Here is a 25,382-nt window from a genome sequence, read left to right as displayed (position 1 = left end):
TCAAGGCTTCTGTATTTTTGCTTTATTCTTAATCGCCAATGGAAGGAAGCTGTGCCTGTTAAAGCCTTTGCAAAACAAATATCTGCGACACGCGACCATCGTCTGTTGGCTGAGTCTCTTTTTGACTATCTGGTTAAGGTGCTAGCTCCCAAAGGGATTGGAATATTTGCTGAGCCAACGCCAGAGAGCGACGCATTACCGCTATTCTCCTATGGTGAACTCACCTCATTAGCGAACTATCCAGCTACATTCTGGCCTTGGGTTGCTCAGTTCGATACCGCGGACGGGGTTTTGCCAATGGCTATCAACACCTGTAAGTGGGAACATATGAAGGTACTTGGCGGTGAGTCATTCATCATGATGCTCGACAATGCGCCTGCCTCCAGAACTTATTTAATTGTTCAAAATTGCTGTACAGAGCAGATCAACCAGACTTTTGATCAAGACCTTGACGTACTTCAGTTAGCCGCAGCCCGCTGGCAGTGCATTCGAGCAGAAAAGAACGCTGCGCTTGAAATCAAACACAGAGACACTCGTGAAGCTCAATACTTAGATGAGATAAAGCTACGTGAGTTATTTGTTGAGAACATGAAGTTGGTCCATCAGGTCGCGCTTGAGCTTTCCAATCCCGAATCTCTCGATGCTTTGTATAAAGCCTCTGTTGAGGCTGTTCGAGTTAGGCTAGGGTTTGATCGAGCGATCTTCATGTTACTTGATATGAAAAAGCGTTGTTTCAGCGGCACTTATGGCACCGACGAAGCGGGTAAAACCAACAGTGAACACCACACTCAATACGATTTGCATCAACTTGAAGCGGAATACATAGAAGCGCTGTCTGATAATCATACTAACCTAGTCATCATCGATAATGCACCTCTGTATACAGAAGGTAAGGTAGTCGGGCAGGGCTGGAATGGCATGCTCATCTTGCGTGAAGGCGACAAACCTGTCGGTTGGATCGCCATGGATAACTACATTCACCGCTCACCGATTACTAACTATCAAAAGCAGATGCTTGAGTCTTTTGGCTCTTTGCTTTCTCAGATCTACATTCGCAAGCGCCAAGAGCAGAACATACGTATGTTGCATTCGAGTATGGTTGAGTTATCTCGATGCGATAGCGTCAGTGAAGTCTGTAAGTCAGCTGTGAGTTTTGCGATTCAACATCTAGGTATCGATCGACTGGCAGTTTTCCTGACGGACAAAAAGTGCAGTTACATGCAAGGTACGTGGGGCACCGATATTAAAGGCGATATTGTCGATGAGTCTTATTATCGCTCTGAGCTGGTGGAACGTGACATTGTCGCGGCAGCACGTGCTTGCCCGAATCAAGTTGCGTTCGAAGAGTCGGTTCCTATTTATCACGATTTCAATATTGTCGGCGTTGGCTGGACCGCCATGACTATGCTCACCACAAATACGGGTGAGCCTATTGCGTTTATCGCTGCCGATAACTTGCTAACTCGTAGCCCGCTAACCTCACAGCTTCGTGAGGTAATTCGTATCTTTGCTTCAAGCCTTGCTGAAGTGCTGCAAAGAACCATGGCTCAAGAAGAGCTGAAAAAGCTTAATGAAACATTGGAGCAAGAAGTTAGTAAGCGCACTCAAGAGCTAGAGTTGGCGAATGAGCAATTAGACATCATCTCTAAGCTAGATCCTCTTACGCGCCTTGGAAACCGCCGTATGTTGTCGCAGGTTCTAGACGATTTGAATTGCAACGATCAAGGTGCGTTTGCCTCACAGCATGAAATCACATTTGGGTTGATTCTCGTCGACCTTGATCACTTTGGTTTGTACAACAGTGTCTATGGTCATACTGAAGGGGATGCAGCGTTGAGGACGGTCGGCGAGATACTGAATGCTCATGTTCACAATGACAAAGAAACCTTCTGTCGTATTGGCGGAGAGGAGTTTATGTTGTTGATAATTGGCACGAATCACTCTGAGACAAAGCAACGCGCAGAGTCGATTAGAAAATGCATTGAAGAGGCAAAAATCCTGCATTGTGAAAGTAGTACCAGCCCGTATTTAACCGCATCAGTTGGTTATGCCTCGATAACTTCTGACCAGCACCAGTTCGATTTTGATCTGCTATATGGCAAAGCAGATAAAGCCTTATATCAAGCCAAAGACTCAGGGCGAAATCGAATTGTTTCTGCATTAAAACGTAAAAAAGTCGCAGCCTCTCTTTCTTAAAATAAAGGCCGTTGATCTCCATATGATCAACGGCCTTTGTGTTTTACTGTTCTTGATGAGCTGTGTCGACTAAAGTTTTTCTAGCGAGCTATTATGCTTTTTACTCGTGACTCTCTTGGGCTTCTTCACCGTTTTGATTGCCAGCTCAGGACTCCATGTTTGGGATGATGGACCGGCTTCACCGTAAAGGCTTTGGTTTAGCTTAGTAAGGTCGGTTTCAACGGTTTCTAACGTCTCATCACTTAGGTCTGTATTTTCAGCTTTCCATCGCTCAAACAAGGTTCTGGTCATCACACCATCGTGCGCCTTTAGAGCGGTGACTAGCGCCTCTTCGGTATTGGAAGTTCTTTGTTCTGCGCGCTTCGATTGTGTGATTTTTCCACGGCGTGACCAGAAGTAGAAAGCCATTGCTGAGCTGATTAACCACAAAGCAGCGAATAGGGCGGTGAGATAAGGCCAGAAACCAGGGTTATCGACATTAATCACCGTTGGCGCTGTTTGTTGGAGCGGCGTGCTAGCAACTGGAGGTGCGCTTGATACAACACGATCACTTGCTGTTACTGCTAGCTCTAAGCCCAGAACTTTACTGGTTTGTTCTGATTGAGCATCAGTATTGAACCAAGCTTGGGAAACGTCAGGAAGCGAGATGTTTCCTGCTTCTTTTGGGATTAGAACCTGTTTATACACTACAACTGCATCACCGGACTTTGTGGTACCAAATTGCGGCTTTTCTTCATAAACACGAACCGATTTAGGGTAGGTGATATTCAGTTTTGGTAGCTGGTGCTGCGTTAAGTTACTCGCCGTCATGGTAATAGTACGAGTTAAAGAATCCCCCGCTTCCATTTCGATGGCTTGCTTGTCGCCTTCTAATCCATTGGTACTGGTTAATTCGTTACCTTGGCTATCCGACCATTGCTGAATCAATTTGAAGTTTGATGTTGGTAACCACTCACCCTTGTAGCCTTTTGGCACATCTTTTACGGTGACATCTAAGGTTTCAACGGGGGTGTCGAGTTGGAATAGTCGAGTTGCACTGGAGTTGTTGGTTGAGTAGACGACTGCTCCTGTTAGCTTCGGCCCGTTCAGCTTAAATTGACCTGCTTTTTGTGACGAGATTCGGAATGACTGTTGAACTACTGTCACCTCCTTTCCATTGAGAACGTCTTGAAACTGCTTCGATTCCCCAATAGGTTCTACGTCTAAACTTGAAGAGCTTGGTGGCGCGATTTTCGGATCTTGCAGCCTTCTTGGATCGGCTTTAATGATCAGCTTTACATCAAGCTCTGCAGTCTCTTGTGGGTATAGTGAGCTCTTACTTAGATTAAGTTGAAACTCAGCCATATCATGTTGAGTGGGTGCCGCTTTATTAACGGCCACATTGATGGTGATAGGCTTGGTTTTAGCCCCTTCAATATCAAAGCTTGGGATCTGTATTTGACCTAAGCGCAGTGGAGCAAGGGTGATGTTCCACTCGCTTGACACCGAACGGCTACCATTAATGATTCGCATTGATGAACCAAAGCTTGGTGTACCGACATAGAAGTCTTGCTGAAGCGCGGTGAGATCCAGAGCATCAGAAGAGACCTTCTCGTCAGTGGTGACTCTAAGTAGGAATACTTCATCTTTGGTGACACTGTTCTGTGAAACACTCGCTACGGCATTAGCCGCCAATGCTGAAAATGACGAGAAAGCGCCCAACAGCAGTGTTAGGGCTATGGATAAAAATGGCTTATTTAGAAATCGCATGGTTACCACTTTTTGTTCTGGTTGTTAGGGGCACTTTTTTGTTGTGCTTGTAAAATCATTTGCGCTTTAAGCAGCTGGCTTGGATCTCGGACGCTCTCTACCTGCTCAAGCTTTCGCATATCCAGGTCACTTGATAGCGGCTTCTCTGAGGCTTGTGCTAAAGCTTGTTGACCATCTTTATCACCTTTCTCGTTTGAAGCTTGCTGTGCACTTGCACTTTGAGGTTGCGACTTATCCTGCTCTTTTTCCTCAGACTGGTTTGCTGTAGTTGGCTGCTTAGATTGCTCGCCCTCTTGGTCGCCTGCGTTTGCACTCGATTGGTCTTTGGCTTGCTCTTGGTTTGCGTTTTTAGATTGGCTATCAGCTTTGCTCTGCGAATTTTCAGCGTCTGCAGAGTTTTGCTGTTGATCCTGCGAGCCTTGTGAAGAATCATTTTGCTGACCTTGCTGACCTTGCTGACCTTGCTGACCTTGCTGACCTTGCTGACCTTGCTGACCTTGCTGACCTTGCTGATTCTGTTGGTCTTGGTCTTGGTTTTGGTCTTTGGATTCAGAATCATCTTGCTGTTGCTGTTGCTGTTGCTGTTGCTGTTGCTGTTGCTTCTGGGCTTGTTTGACGACTTCTAGGTTCTTCTTCGCATACTCATGAGCAGGGTTGTTTTCGAGAATACGCTGATACTCTTCGATCGCTTGATCGTACTTGCCTTGCTGTGCTTGAGCATTCGCAAGGTTGTAACGAGCACTTTCGTCAGTCAAACCTTGTAGTGTTTGCTCAGCCGCTTCGAAGTCACCCGCTTTGTATTGTGAGATGCCTTTCCACTCTTGCTGTTTGAATTGTTCTGCAGCTTGCTGGAAATCTTCATTTTGATAAAGCTGATAACCTACTTGGTCGTCGGTTTTCCATGGGCTTGCAAGCGCAGTATTCGGTTGGCTAAATGATAGAACCACAGCTAGTCCGCACCAAATAACACCTTTTCGGAAAAGCCCAAGTGCAGGTAGCAATAGGAATGGCAGTAGCCAAAAGCCATTGTTGACTCTGGTGTTGAGTGAGTTATTGGTTTTGGTTACTTCTGTCGTTGTTGCAATGCGGTCGAGATAGCTCGCTAGGTGTTCAACATCTGAATTATCAAATTGAACCTCAGTAAAGGTGCCACCATAGCTGCATGTCAGATCGCGCATGTTCTTTAAGTTGGTTCTTGCAACTACCGTCTGTCCTGAGTCGGTTTGCATCATCGAGCCACTTGGTAATGAGATTGGTGCGCCACTTTCACTGCCCACAGCTAAGATAGATAGTGTCCAATCGCCACCAGATAGTAGCGAGTCGATCTCTTTCTTTTCTTGGTCATCGATGTCATCGGCAATGAGTACCAAATCACCTTGGTAGATCTTCGTGCGAGTCATCATCTCAATGGCAAGCTTAACCGCTGCGGGGGCGTTACTGCCTTGGTAAGGCATGATATCCGGAGATAAGTTCGGTACTTGGCTCTTAATAGTATTGATGTCTGACGTTAACGGGCTAATGGTATAAGCATCGCCAGCGTAAGCAACCATTCCGGTTAGTCCCTCTTTCCACAATGAGAGCAGATCGAGCGCTTTATATCGCACTTGCGTTAAACGGTTTGGCTTTATGTCAGTAGCGTAGAGTGACATCGACATATCCATCATCACAACTCGTGCCTGCGTTTTTTCAAAGCTAGGCTGTTCGTTGTTTTGAAAGCTTGGTCCGGCTAGCGCAATAACGCCGACCAACCACCAAATACCAAAGTAAGTGCTGCGGTTTTTAGAGGGCTTGCTTGATTCTGGAGCCAAATATCGCGCGATATGAGACGCCAGTAACCCTTGCTTTGATTGTCTCTTGCTAAGCCACCAAATAGCGGGCAGGGCAGCAAGTGCTAACAACCAATATGGGTAGATAAAAGTAAAGTTAGACATTGTTTCTCCTAATGGCTAACAGCATAAATGCGAAGAACATGGCAGCCGACAAAGGCCATACAAACCACTCTTGTTGTGGTCGCCATATTTTGGTCGCATTTGTCACGGGTTCTAGTTGGTTGATAGTGTCGTAAATCGTTGCCAGCTCTTTGCTGTCACGCGCTCGGAAGTATTGACCGCCAGTGCGTTTGGCAATTTCCATTAGCGTGCGTTCATCTAAATCTTGAGCGGTGTTTACTTTACGAGTCATGAAGAACTCTTTAACCATCATTTCGCCTGCGCCAACACCGACGGTGTAGATGGTTGCGTTGTACTTCTTGGCAATATCTGCGGCCTCTAGTGGGTCTAACACCCCGGCGGTATTACTGCCGTCGCTGAGTAGTACCATCACACGTTGAGGCGCATCACTATCTACAAAGGTTTTGGTCGCCAATCCAATGCCGTCACCAATCGCGGTTTGATTACCGATCAGTCTTAGGACTGCTTGATTGAGCTGCTGTGACAGCGTGTCTCTATCCAAAGTCAAAGGTGTTTGTAGGTAGGCATGATCGGCAAAGAGCACCAAACCAACTCGGTCGCCTTTGCGGCGTTCAATGAAGTCACTCAACACATGTTTCACTGCCGATAAGCGGTCGATGTACTCGCCATTGAATTGCATGTCCTCTTGGCTCATGGAGTAGGAGAGGTCGACAACCAACATCAAATCACGGTGCTTCGGTTGAAACTCAACGGGTTCGCCATACCAGACCGGGCGAGCGCTCGCCGTTACTAGCAGTAGCCAAATAAGCACTGACAACGCTTTTGGTAAGCGAGTACTCGGTGTTTTGGTATTACTGTCTTCTGGCAGAAATGGAAGCTTGAGAGCACCGCTTGATTCTGCTTTAGGTGAGAACAAGTAAACGAGAAACGGCAATGGTGCGAGGAAAAACATCCACCACCAAACGAATTCAATGTTTAGTAAGTTAGTGCTTAGGAGATTACTCATAACGACCTCGCTTTGGAGGAAGGGCTTTGCGAATCCAAGTTTCGCAGTCAGTCACCAATTGTTGTTGGACTTTATGTTGTTCTTCGTTCATTGAAGTTGGATCTTGATAGAGTGACTGTTGCCAATGAGCTTGTTTCTCTACAAACAACGGTTTTTTCAATTGCGCGTCTAAGAACTTCAACCAATCATCACCAGCTAGGCCTGCTACTTTTTCTCGTGGGAAGTAGCTCAATGCAGCCTGACGAAGGATGCGTTGTGCTTCACTCGGAGACAAACGATCTGAAGACTGACTATTAGTGAAGTAAGACAGCGCTTCTTGCTTCGCCTGTTGATTGTTGTTTCTGCGTCTTACAATGAAAACTACAAGGGCAATCAAGATGATGGATGTGACAATCACTGCCCACCAACCCCACGCCAGAGGCCACCATGTTGGCGCATCTGGTGTAATCACAGGGCTTAAATCTAAGGGCTGCTTCATGACTGAGCTCCTGATATCTGGCTCATCAATGGCTGTGCACTCGATAACGAGCTATAGGGTATCGCGAGAGATAAGCTCAGCTGTTGTAGCTGCTGTTTTTTTAATGAGAACGCGTGGTTGAGTTTTTGCTTCTCTTTAGTGGAGGAGAAGTTAAACCACTGCGTTTTACTGCCATCGGTGACTTGTTTCGAGCCTTTATAGGCCGTTTGACCTTGCTCAAGCGGGTCGAAAAAATGTACCAGACGTACTCTGTTGTGTCGGCGTATTTGGCTGATAAGTGAGTAATCACTTTCTTGGTAACGTACAAAGTCACTGAGGAGGATAATATCGCTTCCTTTTGGGCAAAGTAGATGAAGAGACTTCAATCCATGCTCTAAGGTAGTATCGCAACGATTATCGTGGTTAGTTAGCGCTGCATTATTGATTTCTATGACTTTTTGCAAAATACGCAAAGGAGCATGGTTACTGCCACTCGGTTTGATTTCTATGATTTCTTTTCCGGTATCGATGACTGCGCCAATTCGGTCTTTTTGAGCGACGGTTAGCCAGCACAACAGACTAGCAAAGTGCGCAAGTTGAACCGATTTCAGCAATAAGGTTGAGCCGAAAATCATGCTGCTTGATAAATCCAAGTACAAGATGACAGGTTGTTCTCTCTCTTCAGAGAACAACTTAGTGTGCGCTTTGCCTGTCCTTGCGGTTACTCGCCAGTCAATGCTGCGTATGTCATCACCCGCTTGGTACTGGCGAACTTCTGAGAAATTCATCCCACGACCTTTGCGGTTACTTTCGTGTTGACCATTAAGCTGTGACCAGAGGCTTTTCGCTGGAGGCAACCATCGAACAGACTGCGCTTTGTACTGCAGCAGTTCGTCCAGGTTCAGCTTCACACCGTCACTGTGGTTAGGTAATAAATTATTCATGCGCGTGTCCCTATGCGCTACCAACCAACGAAATTAGGTGTGCAATCACTTGGTTTGCTGTGACACCTTCAGCTTGTGCGTGGTAGCTACGAAGTAGGCGGTGACGCAAGACAGGAAATGCCATCGTTTGAACATCTTGGGGTGTGACATAGTCGCGGCCTGCAAGCCAAGCATGTGCACGGGCGCAGCGGTCTAGAGCGATAGTCGCACGCGGACTCACGCCCATATCTAACCACTGATCAAGTTGGTCGCTGTACTGCTTAGGTTGTCGAGTCGCCATTACCAGTCTGATGATGTACTGCTCAATGGTGTCTGCCATGTGGATATTGAGTACTTCTTGGCGCGCTTCAAAGATAGTCTGCTGAGAGATCTCTTGTGGCTGTACCGATTCGTTACCTTGAGCTTCACCGCGGTTGAGTCGCAGGATCTCAAGCTCACTTTCCATGTCTGGGTATTCAACTTCAAGGTGCAGCAGGAAGCGGTCCAATTGAGCTTCTGGCAGTGGGTATGTACCTTCTTGCTCAATCGGGTTTTGTGTCGCCATCACCAAAAACAGGTCAGGTAGGGCGTAGGTTTTTCGGCCTGCAGTAACTTGCTTCTCCGCCATTGCTTCTAGCATCGCTGCTTGCACTTTTGCAGGAGCACGGTTGATCTCATCCGCTAGGATAAGTGAGTTAAAGATCGGCCCAGATTGAAACGTAAATTCCCCTGTCTCTGGTCGGAAGATATCGGTGCCCGTTAAGTCGGCAGGCAGTAAGTCTGGGGTAAATTGAATGCGGTGGAAATCCCCTTCAACACAATCAGCCAGTGATTTGACTGCACGGGTCTTCGCTAACCCCGGAGGACCTTCAACCAGAATATGACCATCAGCAAGTAGTGCGATCATCAGTTGTTTGACGAGCTCTTGCTGACCAATGATTTGAGACTCTAAATAGTTTTGAAGGACTTCGAAATTCGTTTTGTGCATTTTGGACTCTCTGGGTAGCCATTTGATTTTTTATTGTGAGTATTGGTCACTTCTTGAAAGCAAAAAGTTCCGGTACATCCACGTAATTTATCTTTTCAAATTTGGAATGAATTACAAGCGTTTAGCGAGCAACCCGTTTATCGGGCGATTTTTATCACATTGGCCGATATTTATATAATAAAGCCGTGGTGATTCTCATATTTTTGTTCAACAAGTCTTAATTTAACGTGTTGAATTTTATGATTAATAAAAATATTGGCTAGGTTTTTTCTGTTTCATTTGATGTGTATGTTGAATGATTTGTCTTGTTGCATTGCGTTTGCGTTTTTTTGTGAGAAAAGTCTCTAGTTTTATCAATCCCTGCCGATACATAACTCAGACTGTGCATTCCAGCCTAAGAGTGCACGAAAAAGCCCTGTTTTGGGGATACAAATTAAGAGCGATTCTTTTTAAAGGTCCAAATATGTTTAAAGCTAACTCTCTGAGTATTAAGCAAAAGGTAGTACTGGGTATTACTTTTGCGGTTCTTGCCTCTACGGTTATTGTGGGCGCGATGGCGCAGCAACAAGCACGAGATGTACTGAGTCATCGACTGGTCGATATTGAACTTCCTGGAATGCTAGAGCTAATCAATGGTGAGATTGACCGTGAAGTTTCCCAGCTATTGTTGGCCGCTGAGCAAATTGCTTCAAATGAATTTATTTCTGATGCAATCGAGTCGACAGATCGTGATCCAGCGTTAGAGAGTAAGTTGGTTAAACAACTGAATAATGTGCGTAACCAATACAATTTAAATGATGCTTCAGTAGCGAACCGTCAAACGGCGTATTACTGGAACCAAAATGGCTTCCTACGCCAGCTCAACCAACAACAAGATGGTTGGTTCTTTGGCTTTACTCAATCTGGGCAGCCAACCATGGTAAGCATGTTCCAAGAAGCCAATGATGAAGTGAAGATGTTCGCTAACTACCAACAGCCTTCTGGTTTGGCGATGTCCGGTCTATCAAAATCGATGGACGACATGGTGAGCCTGCTTAATGGCTTCAAAATTGAGAATACTGGTTTTGTATTCTTAACTGATAGCCAAGGTGATGTGCAGATTCACCGTGAGCGTTCTCGCAGTGATTCTTCTCTTCAACAACTTTACGGTCCTCAAGCGAGCCAACTTCTGAATAAATCAGGCTTTAACCTGATCACAACGGAAAGCCAAGGCCAAGAACTGTTTGTCGCAAGTTTGTATGTGTCTTCAATGGACTGGTTTGTTATCGGCGTGGTACCAACGGGTGAAGTGTTTGCTGAGCTCGATGAGACAGCACAAAAGATGCTGATCATGACTGCGGTTGTGGCATTAGCATTTATCTTGATGGGCGTAGTGTTAGCAAACAGCATTACTCAGCCAATTAAGCTACTGGCTAAGCGTTTCAGTGACCTTGGTGAAGGTGACGGTGACCTTGCACAGCGTATCGAAGTGAAAGGCAATGATGAAATCGCTCAGCTTTCAAAAGGCTTCAACGGCTTCATTGAGAAGATTCACGAGTCGATGAAAGAAGTATGCTCGACAAGCCAAGCGCTTCAAGTGGCGGCAGAGAGTGTTTCTAACAAAGCACACATCACCCATGACAACAGCCAAGAGCAACGTGACCAGACCCTTCAAGTGGTGGCTGCAATCAACCAGATGGGTATGACCATCAGCGAGATTGCATCGAACGCGGCAACCGCTGCTGAAACGGCAACACAGGCGTCAGGCAATACTGAAGTAGGCCGTTCTGTGGTGAACAAAGCAAAAGATGCGATCAGCCGTTTGGCTCAAGACATCGAAAGCACCGGGCAGGTAGTAGAGCAACTGGCTTCAACCACTCAAGACATTGGTTCTATTCTGGGTGTTATCCGTGATATTTCAGAGCAAACCAACTTACTTGCATTGAACGCTGCGATTGAAGCTGCGCGTGCCGGTGAGCAAGGTCGTGGTTTTGCGGTTGTAGCGGATGAAGTTCGCAATCTAGCAAGTCGTACTGCGGATTCAACGGAAGAGATTCAGAAGATGATCAACCAACTGCAAAGCGATGCCAAAGATGCGGTAACGGCAATGAGTGCGGGTAAAGTGATTACGCTTGAAGGTGTATCAGCATCAGATGAAGCGGTTGATGTATTGGGTGGTATTTCTGACCGTATCGTTGATATCTCTGACCGTAACACACAAGTCGCGACAGCAACTGAAGAGCAATCAACGGTGGTTCACACCATTAACCAGAACATCGAAGAGATCAACGCGATTAACGAAGTTACAACAGGCACTGCTGAGCAACTTGCTGAAGCGAGCCAAGAGCTTCGTGACTTGTCTTCTCGCCTAGATAAGATGGTTGGTTCATTTAAGCTTTAATCCTTTCAAGCTGTAATATGGCTTAGAAAGTGATATAGACGAAGAGCCGGATTCATTTCATCGTGAATCTGGCTCTTTTTATTGGTGGACTCATTTGCTTCTAACTGCATTTAGCTTGATCTGGTTTCGGGCTTTGCTTTCAATCAACCTAGCATCATAGGGCGGAAATGAGTAAAATCTGATTAGGTTTAATATTTAGGTAAGTATGTATCATGAGCGATTTTGAAAAAGAACTAGAGCAGATGACTCAAGAGATGGGCGATGAGCCTGAGGTAAAACTGCCATCACTTGAAGAGCAAAAAGCGATCGTTGCTGAATTTAAGCGACTAGAAGCGGAAGGTAAACTGACACCTGAAGTATTAGAAGCGCACTTTGGTCAGTTCAACAAAAAGAATGATACGCCAATCCACTAAGCTTAACACAAACCTATTTTAGGTGACGTTGTTAAGTGATTGGTTGGGCTGATGCTCAAATAGAATAGATAAAGGTCTAGCACGCGCTAGGCCTTTTTTATTGTTTACTGGTATAGGTCGAATCTAAAGAAAAAATCCCCCTTACAGCGTAAGAGGGATTTGAATTGGGCAAGTTATATCTTAAAGGCTTAGCGCTTATTCAGTGCCGTACTCTTTGTACAGACGACGACATGCTTTGCCATCGCTGTGGAACAGGTGACAACGGTGCGCTGGGATACCGATAGCAAGTTTGTCGCCAGGCTCTACTGTTAGAGTATCTGGTTGACGGTAGATAACGTCTGCATCAGCACTTTCAAGGTTTAGGTAAACCTGAGTTTCGTTACCTAGTTTCTCAACGATCATCACTTCACCTTCGATCGTTGCGTCGCCTTGGTCAGCAGACATCAAGTGCTCAGGACGAACACCCAGTGACATACGGTCACCAACGTTAACGGTTGTGCCATCAACTGGAATCCAGAAAGTCGTGCCGTTTGAAAGTTGAACCAGTACGCGCTCTGCTTCAGCTTGTTCTATATGAACTGACATAAAGTTCATCTTAGGTGAGCCAATGAAGCCAGCAACAAAACGGTTTTGAGGGTAGTGGTAAAGATCCAGTGGCTTACCAACTTGAGATACGTAACCACCATCAAGAACAACGATTTTGTCAGCCATTGTCATCGCTTCCACTTGGTCGTGGGTAACGTAGATCATGGTGCAGCCAAGCTGGCGCTGTAGTTTCGTGATTTGTGAACGCATTTGAACACGAAGTGCAGCATCTAGGTTAGATAGTGGCTCATCCAGTAGGAATACGTTTGGTTGAGATACCAGTGTACGACCAATCGCAACACGCTGACGTTGACCACCAGAAAGCGCTTTAGGTTGACGCTCTAGTAGGTGACCAAGCTGCAGGATTTCAGCAGCATGTTCAACACGCTTATCGATTTCAGCTTTATCTGCTTTCGCTAGCTTAAGGCCAAAAGACATGTTGTCGTAAAGGTTTAGGTGAGGGTATAGCGCATATGATTGGAATACCATACCTACGCCACGCTTTGATGGCTCAACGTCGTTCATACGCTCGTCGCCAATGTACAAATCACCTGATGTGATGTCTTCTAGACCTGCGATACAACGTAACAGCGTCGATTTACCACAGCCTGATGGTCCAACGAATACGACGAATTCACCTTCGTTGATCTCTAAGTTTACGTCCTTAGAAATCTGTACATCGCCATATGATTTATAAACGTTTTTTAAAGTGACACTCGCCATCTAGCTTGTCCTCGATCGATCAAATTTTAAGTTTTACTGCTTATCATTATAAGAAATTTTTGGGTCAGCAGTAACTGTAGGAATTGGTAAGTACTGAGTGAGTAAGAAAAAAGTGGGTGGGACTTGGATTCTTTACCCAAGCCCACCCGTCATTGCCAAACTGATGCCTATTTCCCCCACAACAAGCTAAACCTCCCCCGTGATTCCATCACAGATTTAGCTTGATGCTTAATAAAGACAACAGCGGGCAGTTAAGCCAACTTAATGAATCATGCGATACACATAATACTCGCTGGTAAAGGGTTCTTACTATCCACTCTTGGATGAATGCAGTTTCGGTGAATTAGCGTAAGCGTACATCCTCCTAATGGAAAATTAACTAGGGGGAGTAGGAGGGGAGGAGTAGATAAATGGGCCCAATAATAATTAGCGATCCAGTTCAAATAAATCCACCGCGTAACGGTGATGCCGATCACGATGAGTGTGTGTTTTGTGATTTTAGTCTCTAATCTGACCGGATGGTGATCACGAATTTAAGCCATAATAGCTAGGGCGTAGTGGCTAGGATGATGAGCTGTACGTTGTTTTCTCAGATCATAACCGTCGAAAACTGGCTCGTCTTGGTTGATGTGCCCTACGTATAAATATAAAAAGGATATTCACATGAAAAACGCTCTAAGCGCTGTAGCTCTAGGTACATTAGTTGCTCTGGGTTCTTTTGGTGCAAACGCTGCTATCGAAGAAGGACAACTAACAATCTGGGTAGGTGGTGACAAAGCTTACGAAGGCATGGCTGAAGTAGGTAAACGCTTTGAAGAAGACACTGGCGTTAAAGTAACAGTAGCTTTCCCTGACAAACTAGAAGAGAAGTTCTCTCAAGTTGCAGCGGCTGGTGACGGCCCAGACATGATTTTCTACGCACACGACCGTTTTGGTGGTTTTGCAGAAGCGGGTCTTCTTGTTGATATCAAACCTTCTAAAGAAACAAAAGAAGGTATCGTAGACTTCGCATGGGACGCAGTTTCTTACGAAGGTAAAACAATCGCTTACCCAGTAGCTGTTGAGTCAGTTTCTCTAATCTACAACAAAGCACTTGTTCCTAACCCACCTAAGTCTTGGGAAGAAATCCCAGCACTTAACGCTGAACTTCAAAAAGAAGGCAAGAAAGCGATCATGTGGCCTCTACGTGGTGGCGCATACTTCACATGGCCTCTACTAGCAGCTGACGGCGGTTACGCATTCAAACAAGTTGCTGAAGGTTACGACATTAAAGATGCAGGCGTAGCGACTGAAGGTGTTCAGAAGTCTCTAGGTTTCATCGAGAAGATGGTACAAGACAAAGTTATCTCAGCAGATATGGACTACTCAGTAGCTGAGTCTGAGTTCGTTGCAGGTAACGTTGCGATGACAATCAACGGTCCTTGGGGCTGGGCAAACATCGAGAAAGCTGGCGTAGACTACGGCGTAGCAACGCTACCTAAGTTCAATGGTAAAGCATCTAAACCTTTCGTCGGCGTATGGGCTGGTGGTATCAGCACAGCTTCTCCAAACCGTGACCTAGCGGTTGAGTTCATGGAAAACTACCTACTGACTGATGAAGGTATGAAGAGCCTGAACGACGACAAACCACTTGGCGCTGTTGCTCTAAACTCTTTCCAACGTCAACTAGACAGCGACACTCGTATCGCAGCAACGATGGACAACGCGATGAACGGCGAAATCATGCCTAACATCCCTCAGTTCACAACGTTCTGGTACAGCATGGAAGAAGCGATCGGCAACGTAGTTGATGGTCGTCAAACAGTAGACCAAGCGCTGAAAGGTGCTGAAGCTCGCATGACTAAGTAATAACTAAGCACTACCTTTTAAGGAGAGGGCAACCTCTCCTTACTTTTCTATTTTTTATCTATATCGCTAGCAGGTTCCTCTATGCAGTCAGTTCAAGGTACAGATGCTATCCCAGCACCATCAAGCCTTCCAGGCAGTAAAAGCGTCTTCATCAAATGGGGGTTGCTTGGTAGCGTTGGCTTAATTAACGGCTACGCTACAATTCTAATGTATTCTCGCGGTGAGCTCGCTTTTGCGCTGCTTACAGTGATCTTAACGGCTTTAGCTCTTTACATTTTTGGTAGTAAGAAAACTTACGCCCACCGTTATATTTACCCGGGTATTGCCGGAATGATCTTGTTCATTCTTTTTCCATTGGCATACACCGTTGGGCTAGCGTTTACTAACTACAGCGCAAAAAACCAACTTTCTCTAGAACGTACTCAAACCGTTCTTTTAGACCGCTCTTTCCAAAGCGGCGAAAGCTACCCATTCACTTTGTACAAAACAGATAACGGCCACCAAATCGTGGTTAAAGATGGCGACCAACTGTTAGCGACTGACGTATTTTCGTTAGAAGGTATGACAGCGACAGATATGGACCTATCGGTTATCGAGTCGGCTCAAGGTGAAAAAGAGAAGATCAAAGCGATCATCCAAAACCGAGCAGCGATCAGTGGCGTAGACTTCCACCTGCCAAACGGCGATGACATCCGCATGAGCGGTTTACGTAAGTTTGCTTCTGTTGCTCCGCTTTACACGCTACAAGAAGATGGCGAAACACTGGTTAACAATGAAACTGGTGATGTATTAAAGCCAAATATGGAAGTCGGTTTCTACCAACCTGTTGATGCAAACGGTGAGTTTACTGGTAACACTATCTCTCCTGGCTTCGTCGTTGGCATTGGTACGCACAACTTTGAACGTGTATGGAAAGATGACGGCATTAAAGAACCTTTCATCAGCATCTTCATCTGGACGGTTATTTTCTCTGTATGTACTGTGGCGTTCACTCTGATTATCGGTCTTGTACTTGCAAACATCGTACAGTGGGAAGAGCTGAAAGGTCGTTCGATTTACCGAGTTCTGCTTATTCTGCCTTACGCGGTACCAGCGTTCATCTCGATTCTTATCTTTAAAGGTCTATTCAACCAGAGCTTTGGTGAGATCAACATGGTACTTGAGAATATCTTCGGCCTAAGCCCGAACTGGTTCTCTGACCCGATTCTTGCGAAAACCATGGTGTTGATTGTAAACACATGGCTAGGTTTCCCTTACATGATGATTCTATGTATGGGTCTGCTTAAAGCGATTCCTGATGACCTATACGAAGCGTCAGCAATCGATGGTGCGAACTTCCTTGATAACTTCAAGCGAATCACTTTCCCATTGATGATTAAGCCGCTAACACCGCTATTGATTGCAGCGTTCGCCTTTAACTTCAACAACTTCGTAATGATTCAACTATTAACGAACGGTGGCCCGAACATGATTGGCACTTCTGAGCCTGCGGGTTACACAGACTTGCTTGTAAGCTACACCTACCGAATCGCATTCGAAGGCGGCGGCGGTCAAGACTTCGGTCTAGCAAGTGCTATCGCGACGCTTATCTTCCTATTGGTTGGTGCACTAGCGTTACTAAACCTTCGTTTCACTAAACTGTCTCAAGATTAAGGAGCACGACAATGGCTATGGTACAAGGTAAAGGCCTTAAATACCGAGTGTGGGCAACACATGCACTGTTGTGGTGCTTCCTAGCAATGATTATTTTCCCACTACTGATGATCATCGCGATCTCGTTCCGTGAAGGTAACTTCGCAACGGGTAGCTTGATTCCAGATAATCCATCGCTGGAGCACTGGAAACTTGCACTAGGTATCTCAGTAACAAACGCGGATGGTTCGGTAACAACACCACCATTCCCAGTACTGACTTGGTTGTGGAACTCAGTGAAAGTGGCGGGTATTACATCGATTCTGATTGTGGCACTGTCTACGACATCAGCTTACGCGTTTGCTCGTATGCGCTTTAAAGGTAAAAACACAATCCTGAAAGCGATGATGATTTTCCAAATGTTCCCAGCGGTATTGGCTCTTGTAGCGATTTACGCGCTGTTCGATAAACTTGGGCAATACGTACCGTTCTTAGGCTTGAATACGCACGGTGGTTTGATCTTCTCTTACTTAGGCGGTATTGCACTGCACGTATGGACGATTAAAGGCTACTTTGAGACGATTGATAACTCTCTAGAAGAAGCGGCAGCACTAGACGGTGCAACGCCATGGCAAGCATTCAGACTGGTTCTACTACCGCTGTCTGTGCCAATTCTAGCAGTTGTGTTTATCCTATCTTTCATTGCGACAGTTGGTGAGGTTCCAGTAGCGTCTATCCTACTTACTGATGTGAACTCTTACACGCTAGCAGTAGGTATGCAGCAATACCTATACCCTCAGAACTACTTATGGGGTGACTTTGCGGCAGCAGCTGTACTTTCAGCGCTTCCTATCACTATCGTGTTCTTACTTGCTCAACGTTGGTTAGTTGGCGGTTTGACGGCAGGTGGTGTAAAAGGATAAGCTGTATCCTATAAGAAAGAAAAAGAGCGACCATTAGGTCGCTCTATATTGGCATTTTTATTACATCATTTGGTTTGGCCGCCGATCAGTAATAAAAATAACCCTCAGGTTACGCATAGCTGGCTACTAATCAGGTTCCTTACGCTATTAATGATTAGTGGTTTTTGTAACTCTAACCCAGGTATTTACTTGGGTTTTTTTATGCCTGCTGTTTTTAATCTTACCTTTGTGTCAGCTTTACTCGTTAACTGTCTACCCAGCGCGGTTGTTATGTTTACAACGGCTTAAGTATTCAAAGTTTCGAGTCACTTCTCTCCTAAACATTGACTGCATCATCTCGGTTACTTGAGGAAATGAACTAGTCTCACAAATCAGACATTCAGTATAAGGGGCGATTAGTCTATTGATATATTGCTAATATTCCATTGCGTGATACTTCAATGATTTGTATGCAACAACTATAGATATTGCATAAAAAAAGGACATAGACACAATTGTCCCTATTAGAGCTTTTGCTCGTTATTTCATGTGCTTATATAAGGTGTTTTGGATATTAGTTTTGTGAAGTGTTTGGTTGAGTATTGAGTCAGAACTCTTTACTCGAAGGAGCGCATCCAAGGTGTTGTAGCAATACATAGATACTTTCTTGATCTAAGGCCACGCGACGAAACAGATCCGCAAACGTCGAGTCACCGCCGAAACAGGTTTGGATGTAGTGGTTGATCTCGTTACTGTCGTAGCCCTCGACGTACAAAGTTCTAACCCATTGGTACTCAACAGCCTTCAAATTGTTCAGTGTAGCTTCGCTAAGAGTGGGGCGTGTGACGCTCAAGTGTGGCTCCGGGAAATTTAATACATCCATTATGATTGGCGGTATTTAACCAGAGCAAAATGACGACTTTATTACAGTCAAAATAAATCATTGAGCTTAGGGCAATTCATTCTAAGTGTTGGCTGAGAATCACGTTCTATGGGCGTAACAGAGTGCTTTTGGAGCTTATTAGATAGGAAGGTAGGGTTAGATAAACGAATGCCAAGCGAGTGCCTGGCATTGAAACTATTTGGGCTGAAAAATAGCTGTTAAATGATACTATAGGGCTAATGATTGACCTTATTTCAGGTACTTCACGTGCGCTTCCATCTCTTCACCGATCTGCTTTCGCATGTTCATGAGGCGAATAGCTGAATCTCTTAGTTCGATGTCTTCTGGTGTTTCTGGAATCCATTCTGGAACTTTAGTCGGGTTACCATTTTCATCAACTGCAACCATAATAACGATACAGTGAGTGGTTAGTCGGTTGTTCAATTCTTTAGGATCGCTGGCTTGCACATCGATAGCAATATGCATAGAAGAGGAGCCGGTATAGATGACTTTTGCACTTACTTCTACCAAGTTACCTACATGGATTGGGGCAACAAATCGAATACCACCAGCGTAGGCTGTAATGCAATATTTGCCACTCCATCCTGCAGAGCAAGCATAGGCCGCTAAATCGATCCATTTCATTGCTGCACCACCATGAACCTTACCACCAAAATTCACATCCCCGGGTTCAGCTAAAAAACGCAGAGTAACGTCTCGTTTACCATCTTGTCGGCTATTGTTACTGCTCATGTGTCTTCCTTCATTATTATTTTATTGCATAACATGCGTGTTACTTGCTAATAACAATATACTTAAGACGAAATAATTTAAAGCGGATAATCTCAAGGTTACGAGTATTTTTTCAAACGGATGACAAGCAGGTGAAGGTTGTTGTTTGTTGGGCTTATGAGGCTTCGGAATAGGCTCATGGAGTTCGATACTGAAAAAAAACACCTAGCGCAGTGCTAGGTGTTTTTTAAGCCGCTAGGTACTCATCGCGGTACCTTTATAATGTTAGCCAACTAACCGTTGTTTTATCTGGTTCGTTAAAGTGATTCTATCTTCATTACCACCAAAGTAGTAGTTAAAAGTCTTTATTGTTGAGCTCACTTTTACTGTTGTATGAAGTATAGATCCTTCGCGTAGATATTTCCTTTCGGATTGTTGTTTGGGAAGCCTTTGAGGGTATTTCGCACTAATCGAGTGTGATTGTAGTGATATAGAGGCATAACTGCTGCAGATTCGTTTAATATCGACTCAGCATGCTGGTATAAAGCAAAGCGATTAGCCTGATCTTCCGTTTTGCTTGCTTGCTGTAAAAGCTCATCGTAGTCTGGATTACAGAAACCACTTTCGTTTGCTGTGTGATCGCAAGTGAATGCTTCTAGAAGAGCAGAAGGTTCTGGGTAATCGCCAAATGCCCATGAACGAGCAAGTTGATAGTCTCCGGTTCCTTTTGCTGCGACGTATGCTTTCCATTCCATGTTTTGTAATTCAACGCTCACCCCGAGAGGCTTCCACATCGAGGCAATTGCGATGGCAATTTTTTTGTGGTTCTCGCTGGTGTTATAGGTGAGTGTGAATTTCAGAGGGTTTGCTTCGTTGTATCCAGCGTCTTCAAGTAGCTGTTTCGCTTTGGCTTGGCGTTCGACACTATTTAATGCTTCAAATACTGATTTCGGCGCCGTGTAGTTAGGAATATTATTCGGTGTCACGCTGTAGGCTTCGGGTTCACCTTGCCCTGTTACCTTATCTACTAGTATTTGACGGTCGACGGCCATGCTTAGTGCTTGACGTACTCTGACATCATCAAATGGCGCCTGACGCGTATTGAACGAGTAGACGTAAGAACCTAGCAAAGCTTGCGCTTTAATTTGCTCAGGGCTCTCTTTGACAAGTTTTTGGTAGTACTCAAGCTGCACGCGATTGGTCATATCAATCTCACCAGACTGATAACGAATAAGCTCAGCGTTTTGAGATGATAACCCTAGGTAGGTTACCTTATTAATAACCGTTGAATCGTTATCCCAATAGTTTGGGTTTCTCGTCACTTCGACGTATTCATTGGGAACCCATTTACTGAGAGTGTAAGCACCATTGGTCGCAATGTTTTCTGCACGAGTCCATTGATCTCCTTTCTCTTCTACTAATTTAGTTGGAAGAGGGAAGAAGGTTTTAATACTCATTAAACTCATGAAGTAGGGAGTAGGTTTCGATAAGGATATTTCTACCGTGCGATCGTCGAGTGCTTTAATGCCTAGCTCTGAGGGATCTTTGTCTCCAGCTAGGATCTCACTGGCGTTGACGATATTTGCCGTCGAGAAAACAAAACCGGTGTTATTGCCCGTTTTAGGAGACACAGCACGTTGCCAACCAAACACAAAGTCTGCTGCGGTCACAGGATCACCATTTGACCACTTCAGACCATCTTTTAAAACGAATGTGACCGTTTTGCCACCGTTGCTGAATTTCCAGCTTTCAGCTTGTCCTGGAATTATTTGTCCATCGCTGTTCTCGATAACAAAGCCTTCAAACATATCGTTGACGATAATATCTCCCGGCATGCCTGAGTTGACGAAGCTAGGGTCTAGCGTATTTGGCTCTGCGCCGTTACCGCGAACAAAATGTTGTTCTTTGGCGAGTGAAATGCCAGAGGGCACAGAAGCAGCAATAGCTGAAGTCGAAGAGAGAGCGATAAGCGATGAGATAAGCAGAGGTAGCTTTGGTTGAATCATTGTAATTCCTTTTACAACTTAAACAGTACTCAATGCATTAAACATGACTCGGACACAGGTTGCAATACAGCAAGTGTGCATTAACGGAATTTGAAAGCGGTGTGAACAAAACGAAAATGCCTGCGGAGTAACGCAGGCATTCTTAAGTGGAACTTGTTCGTGTGTAGGAAGCTTTAAGTATGGGAACTTTACCTAACTTTGTTGCGGCAGTGGCGCTTCCAGTCTTGGTTTTCTTTTTACTTGAGCAAGGATAACACCAGAAACGACCATGATACCGCCAATGATATGGAACTGGTTAATCTCTTCGCCTAACCATGTCGATGCCAATACAATCGCGACTACAGGCATTAAGTTCATGAACATCGCACTTGAATCAGCGCCAATCGTGTCAATCGCTTTGACCCACATCCAAGGTGCTAAAATAGAAGCCGCTACAGCTGCGTAAGCGATCAAAGGAATGGCTTGTTGTGAAGGCACTAGCTGATCGCTCGTTAGCCAAAGTGGAGCCAACATCGCGACCGCGAATATCCCTTGCATGTAGATGACTACCCAATTGCTGATCGGCATTTTCCAGCGTTTTAGCAACACGCAGTATGAAGCATACACACAAGCTGCGATTAACATGTAGCCATCGCCTTGCGTTAACTCTTGATGGATGAAGAATAGGGGATCGCCTTTACCAAGCATTAATGCTAAGCCTGACAGAGACAACACACCGCCCACAATACTCAAACTTGAAATTGACTTGTTAAGTAGTGGCACGCTAAGGAATACGCTGATCAATGGCACTAATGATGTAATCAAAGCCATGTTCGAAGCGGAAGTGGTTAAGCCTGCGTAGTAACCTAAAGATTGGTTCAACACCATGCCTAGAAAGCCAAGGAAAGCCAGCTTTGATAAGTTAGGTTTAATGATTGGCCATTGTTTGATAACCGAGCGAATGCAAAAAGGAGTCAGAATTAACATCGCAATAAACCAACGGTAAAAACTCATCGCGCTTGGTTCGATGGTGCTTGCAGCGAGCTTGTTGACTATCGCATTGGCACCCCAGATACAGACTGTGAAAAAAGGTAAAAGATAATGCATGTGAATTCCATCGCAAAATGAGTTGATGCGGCTAGTTTGACAGGTCGTTATACTTACAGATATCTTTAAAAAGACATCAGGCGCGATAGGAAGACAAGTTTGAAAAAACACCCAAGAAACCTTCACCCATCCTTATCAATTGATAAGGCACCATCCAACGTATTTATGAATTTTGAAGCGTTCTTATCGAATACTGAAACGCGTGTCCACAGTCACCCTTGGGGACAGGTTCAGTTGATCAGTGGTGGGATTCTTGAAATGGAGGCTGAGGGAACTCGTTTCTTGGCGCCGCCACATCTCGCAATTTGGGTGCCAGCAGGGGTTAGGCACTGCAGTTATAACCGTAAACCACTTGATTACTGCTCACTGAATATCGCCCCAGAGTTAACTCAGCACCTTCCAGAAAAGACCAGCCTTATTAAGATCACGCCGATAGTCTCTTCGATCATTGATGACTTTCGTCAGCGTGACATTAACGTTGCACAAACCGAACCAGATAAGAGACTGGTCCAGGTCTTATTGGATCAACTCGCAGAGCGTCAAGTTGAACATCATTTCTTACCTTCAACCGACAACAAATACCTTGCGCCTATTTTAGCGGCGATAGAAGAGAACCCTACAGATGAAGTTTCGTTGAAAGATTGGGCGGAGAAAGTCCATGCTACCGAGCGCACTTTGTCGCGTCATTGCCAAAGTGAATTAGGCATGAGTTTTACTGAATGGCGACTGCGTGTTCGTTATTTATACTCAATGGATCTGCTCAGAAATGGGCAATCGGTTAAAGAAGTTGCGCTTACGTTAGGCTACAACCAAGCCAGTCCTTTCATCAGTATGTTCAAGAAGTATTCAGGTCAAACTCCCGAGCAGTATAAGAACCGTTTGTTGTAATAGGGCTAGTTAATTCCTTCGATTAACAGTATGGAGGTTATCATTTTTATATCTAATGTATTGTTTTAGTTGTCTAAATTTAATTGATTTTAGCTTGGTTCTAGACCTGATTCTTTTAAGGTTTTAATTTGGTTATATAAGCGTTTAGTTTTCTCTCGGTAATTCGGTGATGATTTATTTACCACTTGCTTAACTTATCGAGGAAAACCTTGAAGTTCCAAATCTCAATCATATCAGCGTTAGTTGCCACACTTACTGCATGCGGAGGTGGCGGCGGCGGTTCAGCGCCACCGGCTCAAAAGAAACAAACAGTGGTGCCTCAAATGTCGGTCACTCCAGCAAAAGGTAGCGTGGCTGATCCAAAAGAGGATGCAGCAAAGAAATTCGCTAGCAGCCCTGCCATGTATTCGGCTAACACTATTGGTAGCACCGATATCAAACAGTGCGAAAAGACTCTGAACTTGTTTAACATTTACAGTCTTGGTTGGAATGATGAGTTCAACAAGGGACTAACTGCTAAGGAACAAAAAGATCTCAAAGGTTTCTATGGTGTTTATGGTGCAAACGGAATCGTCGATTACTCTGCTCACAGTAAAGAGATGATTGAGGCAAAAGATTGGATCAGTTATTTCTACTATGACGCAAATTTTCAAGATTGCGAAGCTCGCCGTTACAAACCAGATGCTAAGGAAACTAAGGTTGGCGACGACATTACTGAGCTTCGTTATAAGTACAGTGTTAAAGCTGATGCTGTAACAAAGACACCTCAACAAAACATAAGCAACTATACAGCCTGGCAAAGTGATACTGCGAAAAACACGGTGATTGGTTTAGTGACCAACATTATCACAGGCAACGTCAAGCATAAGCAGCAACTGAAGAGCTTCAAATCTGATAGCGGGCGCTCTGTTGATAATGTCAGCTTCAGCGAGATGTTTAGAAACAGCTACTTTTTAGAGTCTTATGACAATGGGGACGTTGAGTACCAAGTGGTTGGCGGTAAGGTGATTGATATCTATGCAAAACGAAATCTGTCAGACCCTGATTTATATTATGCCGTTAACTTAATTTCGGCGTATTTCCCAGATGTAGGTACCCGAATTAATTGGTGTGTTCGAGGTAGCCAATTCGCATCAAATAAAGAGGCACCAATCACCAAAGCCCAATACAACAACATTATTGAAAGTGGTGATTTAGGCATAGCCTACTGTGATCCATTTGATAAGAATATTGGCAAAGTTCGTTATTATGATACGAAAGGAAACAAAGTATCAGACAGCTCTACTATTGCCAACGAGCTAAACAACAAGTTAGTACAAGGTACTGTTATTAAAGATAAGTTGGATCAACGAGTTACAAACAAGAAGCTGTACTTAGGAAAAACACACAGTGAATATTTCCAAGATACTTCTCTGGCGAATCAAGTTGATCAGATTAAGGCTGATTTGACGCAATAGCTTTCAATTAACCTTATACAGTGAGCCATAACTAGGCTTGTCAGCTAGCGCAAATGTGTTGTTTGCGCTAGCTGCTGTAATAGTGCTTGGCACATTAAGTGCGCTATATATTCCTTTCTTTACTCTCTGCTATTTATGCGGCCGCCACCGATGAATATTTGATCATAAACTTAGATTTGTTTAATAAATGTGCTGTTACATCAAAGGCATGTGCACGACAATATTCTTGTGAAAACGAAGTATTCGTTAATAAGTAAACCCATGCAGTAGGGGCTTAATGCTTTATCCATATCTTAATTATCAACCGGAACGTTATTCACTGTCTGGGCGGTTTTGATACAGATAGGCAAGGTAATTAACCTCGTTGATTCCCGAATTCAAGTCCGAAGTGCGACACTTCCCCATTTAAGCAGCCATGCACATTTCTTTGAATATCACGGCTGGCTGTTTAAAGCCTAAACACTTCTTTGGCCTGTAATTTATTCTTGCCATGGCGAGAGATATCACGTCCTCACTAACTTCACGTAAATCAGAACCTTTCGGTACATATTGACGAAGCAGACCGTTAGCATTCTCGTTTGCTCCACGCTCCCATGAACTGTATGGATGTGCAAAGTA

19 protein-coding genes and 1 pseudogene are annotated in these 25,382 nt (G+C 44.7%); 8 read left to right on the top strand and 12 right to left on the bottom strand.

Annotation, left to right across the window (positions count from 1 at the left end; translation table 11 throughout):
• Positions 1-51: 51 nt before the first annotated feature.
• Positions 52-2,196: a GGDEF domain-containing protein gene (locus tag L1D55_RS21860; RefSeq protein ID WP_239918824.1), complete on the top strand. Its 2,145-nt coding sequence runs from the start codon at positions 52-54 to the stop codon at positions 2,194-2,196.
• Between the two features lie 69 nt (positions 2,197-2,265).
• On the opposite strand, the gene L1D55_RS21855 is transcribed toward L1D55_RS21860, so the two are convergent.
• From L1D55_RS21855 to L1D55_RS21830, 6 genes are read right to left on the bottom strand one after another with little or no spacing between them, the layout of a single operon-like run.
• Positions 2,266-3,945 (bottom strand): BatD family protein, encoded by a 1,680-nt coding sequence (locus L1D55_RS21855; protein WP_239918823.1) that lies wholly within the window; start codon positions 3,943-3,945, stop codon positions 2,266-2,268.
• 2 nt (positions 3,946-3,947) lie between these two features.
• Positions 3,948-5,876 (bottom strand): VWA domain-containing protein, encoded by a 1,929-nt coding sequence (locus L1D55_RS21850; protein ID WP_239918822.1) that lies wholly within the window; start codon positions 5,874-5,876, stop codon positions 3,948-3,950.
• Positions 5,869-6,861, bottom strand: coding sequence for a VWA domain-containing protein (locus L1D55_RS21845; protein ID WP_105023844.1), 993 nt, complete (start codon positions 6,859-6,861; stop codon positions 5,869-5,871). Before L1D55_RS21845 ends, L1D55_RS21850 begins: the two co-directional genes overlap by 8 nt.
• Entirely contained in the window at positions 6,854-7,339 is a 486-nt protein-coding gene (locus tag L1D55_RS21840; RefSeq protein WP_102425564.1) for a DUF4381 domain-containing protein, read from the bottom strand. Before L1D55_RS21840 ends, L1D55_RS21845 begins: the two co-directional genes overlap by 8 nt.
• The gene (locus L1D55_RS21835; protein ID WP_239918821.1) at positions 7,336-8,262 is read right to left on the bottom strand and encodes a DUF58 domain-containing protein; all 927 of its coding nucleotides are present in this window, start codon (positions 8,260-8,262) and stop codon (positions 7,336-7,338) included. Before L1D55_RS21835 ends, L1D55_RS21840 begins: the two co-directional genes overlap by 4 nt.
• 10 nt (positions 8,263-8,272) lie before the next feature.
• A complete protein-coding gene (locus L1D55_RS21830) occupies positions 8,273-9,229 on the bottom strand; it encodes a MoxR family ATPase (RefSeq protein WP_102425566.1) in 957 nt (318 codons plus the stop codon).
• 463 nt (positions 9,230-9,692) lie between these two features.
• Here L1D55_RS21830 and L1D55_RS21825 point away from each other — a divergent pair, with 463 nt between their 5' ends.
• The gene (locus tag L1D55_RS21825; protein WP_239918820.1) at positions 9,693-11,609 is read left to right on the top strand and encodes a methyl-accepting chemotaxis protein; all 1,917 of its coding nucleotides are present in this window, start codon (positions 9,693-9,695) and stop codon (positions 11,607-11,609) included.
• Positions 11,610-11,821: 212 nt separating this feature from the next.
• Positions 11,822-12,022 carry a hypothetical protein gene (locus L1D55_RS21820; RefSeq protein WP_004737706.1) on the top strand — a complete coding sequence of 67 codons (201 nt, stop codon included), beginning with the start codon at positions 11,822-11,824 and terminating at the stop codon, positions 12,020-12,022.
• A gap of 195 nt (positions 12,023-12,217) precedes the next feature.
• On the opposite strand, the gene malK is transcribed toward L1D55_RS21820, so the two are convergent.
• Entirely contained in the window at positions 12,218-13,330 is a 1,113-nt protein-coding gene (gene malK, locus L1D55_RS21815; protein ID WP_004737705.1) for a maltose/maltodextrin ABC transporter ATP-binding protein MalK, read from the bottom strand.
• 663 nt (positions 13,331-13,993) lie between these two features.
• Here malK and malE point away from each other — a divergent pair.
• From malE to malG, 3 genes are all read left to right on the top strand, one after another.
• Positions 13,994-15,178, top strand: a complete 1,185-nt coding sequence (malE, locus tag L1D55_RS21810; protein ID WP_008215802.1) for a maltose/maltodextrin ABC transporter substrate-binding protein MalE — start codon at positions 13,994-13,996, stop codon at positions 15,176-15,178.
• A gap of 81 nt (positions 15,179-15,259) precedes the next feature.
• The gene (malF, locus tag L1D55_RS21805) at positions 15,260-16,831 is read left to right on the top strand and encodes a maltose ABC transporter permease MalF (protein WP_102426479.1); all 1,572 of its coding nucleotides are present in this window, start codon (positions 15,260-15,262) and stop codon (positions 16,829-16,831) included.
• An 11-nt stretch (positions 16,832-16,842) separates the two neighbouring features.
• Positions 16,843-17,733, top strand: coding sequence for a maltose ABC transporter permease MalG (gene malG, locus L1D55_RS21800; protein ID WP_063525338.1), 891 nt, complete (start codon positions 16,843-16,845; stop codon positions 17,731-17,733).
• Between the two features lie 586 nt (positions 17,734-18,319).
• Here the strand turns inward: malG and L1D55_RS21795 are convergent.
• From L1D55_RS21795 to L1D55_RS21780, 4 genes are all read right to left on the bottom strand, one after another.
• The gene (locus tag L1D55_RS21795) at positions 18,320-18,565 is read right to left on the bottom strand and encodes a hypothetical protein (RefSeq protein WP_032498029.1); all 246 of its coding nucleotides are present in this window, start codon (positions 18,563-18,565) and stop codon (positions 18,320-18,322) included.
• Positions 18,566-18,844: 279 nt separating this feature from the next.
• Positions 18,845-19,348, bottom strand: coding sequence for an acyl-CoA thioesterase (locus tag L1D55_RS21790; protein ID WP_004737700.1), 504 nt, complete (start codon positions 19,346-19,348; stop codon positions 18,845-18,847).
• Between the two features lie 362 nt (positions 19,349-19,710).
• The gene (locus L1D55_RS21785) at positions 19,711-21,333 is read right to left on the bottom strand and encodes a peptide ABC transporter substrate-binding protein (RefSeq protein ID WP_239918819.1); all 1,623 of its coding nucleotides are present in this window, start codon (positions 21,331-21,333) and stop codon (positions 19,711-19,713) included.
• Between the two features lie 192 nt (positions 21,334-21,525).
• The gene (locus L1D55_RS21780; protein WP_239918818.1) at positions 21,526-22,419 is read right to left on the bottom strand and encodes a DMT family transporter; all 894 of its coding nucleotides are present in this window, start codon (positions 22,417-22,419) and stop codon (positions 21,526-21,528) included.
• A gap of 99 nt (positions 22,420-22,518) precedes the next feature.
• Here L1D55_RS21780 and L1D55_RS21775 point away from each other — a divergent pair, with 99 nt between their 5' ends.
• On the top strand, positions 22,519-23,307 hold the full coding sequence (locus L1D55_RS21775; protein WP_008215789.1) for a helix-turn-helix transcriptional regulator: 789 nt from the start codon (positions 22,519-22,521) through the stop codon (positions 23,305-23,307).
• A 209-nt stretch (positions 23,308-23,516) separates the two neighbouring features.
• On the top strand, positions 23,517-24,764 hold the full coding sequence (locus tag L1D55_RS21770; RefSeq protein WP_239918817.1) for a hypothetical protein: 1,248 nt from the start codon (positions 23,517-23,519) through the stop codon (positions 24,762-24,764).
• A gap of 405 nt (positions 24,765-25,169) precedes the next feature.
• On the opposite strand, the pseudogene L1D55_RS21765 reads toward L1D55_RS21770, so the two are convergent.
• A pseudogene (locus L1D55_RS21765) lies at positions 25,170-25,382 on the bottom strand (IS30 family transposase); the annotation flags it as partial.

The organism is Vibrio sp. Isolate22 (assembly GCF_022398115.1).
Lineage (GTDB): Bacteria > Pseudomonadota > Gammaproteobacteria > Enterobacterales > Vibrionaceae > Vibrio.
This window is presented reverse-complemented; position numbering and strand designations above follow the sequence as displayed.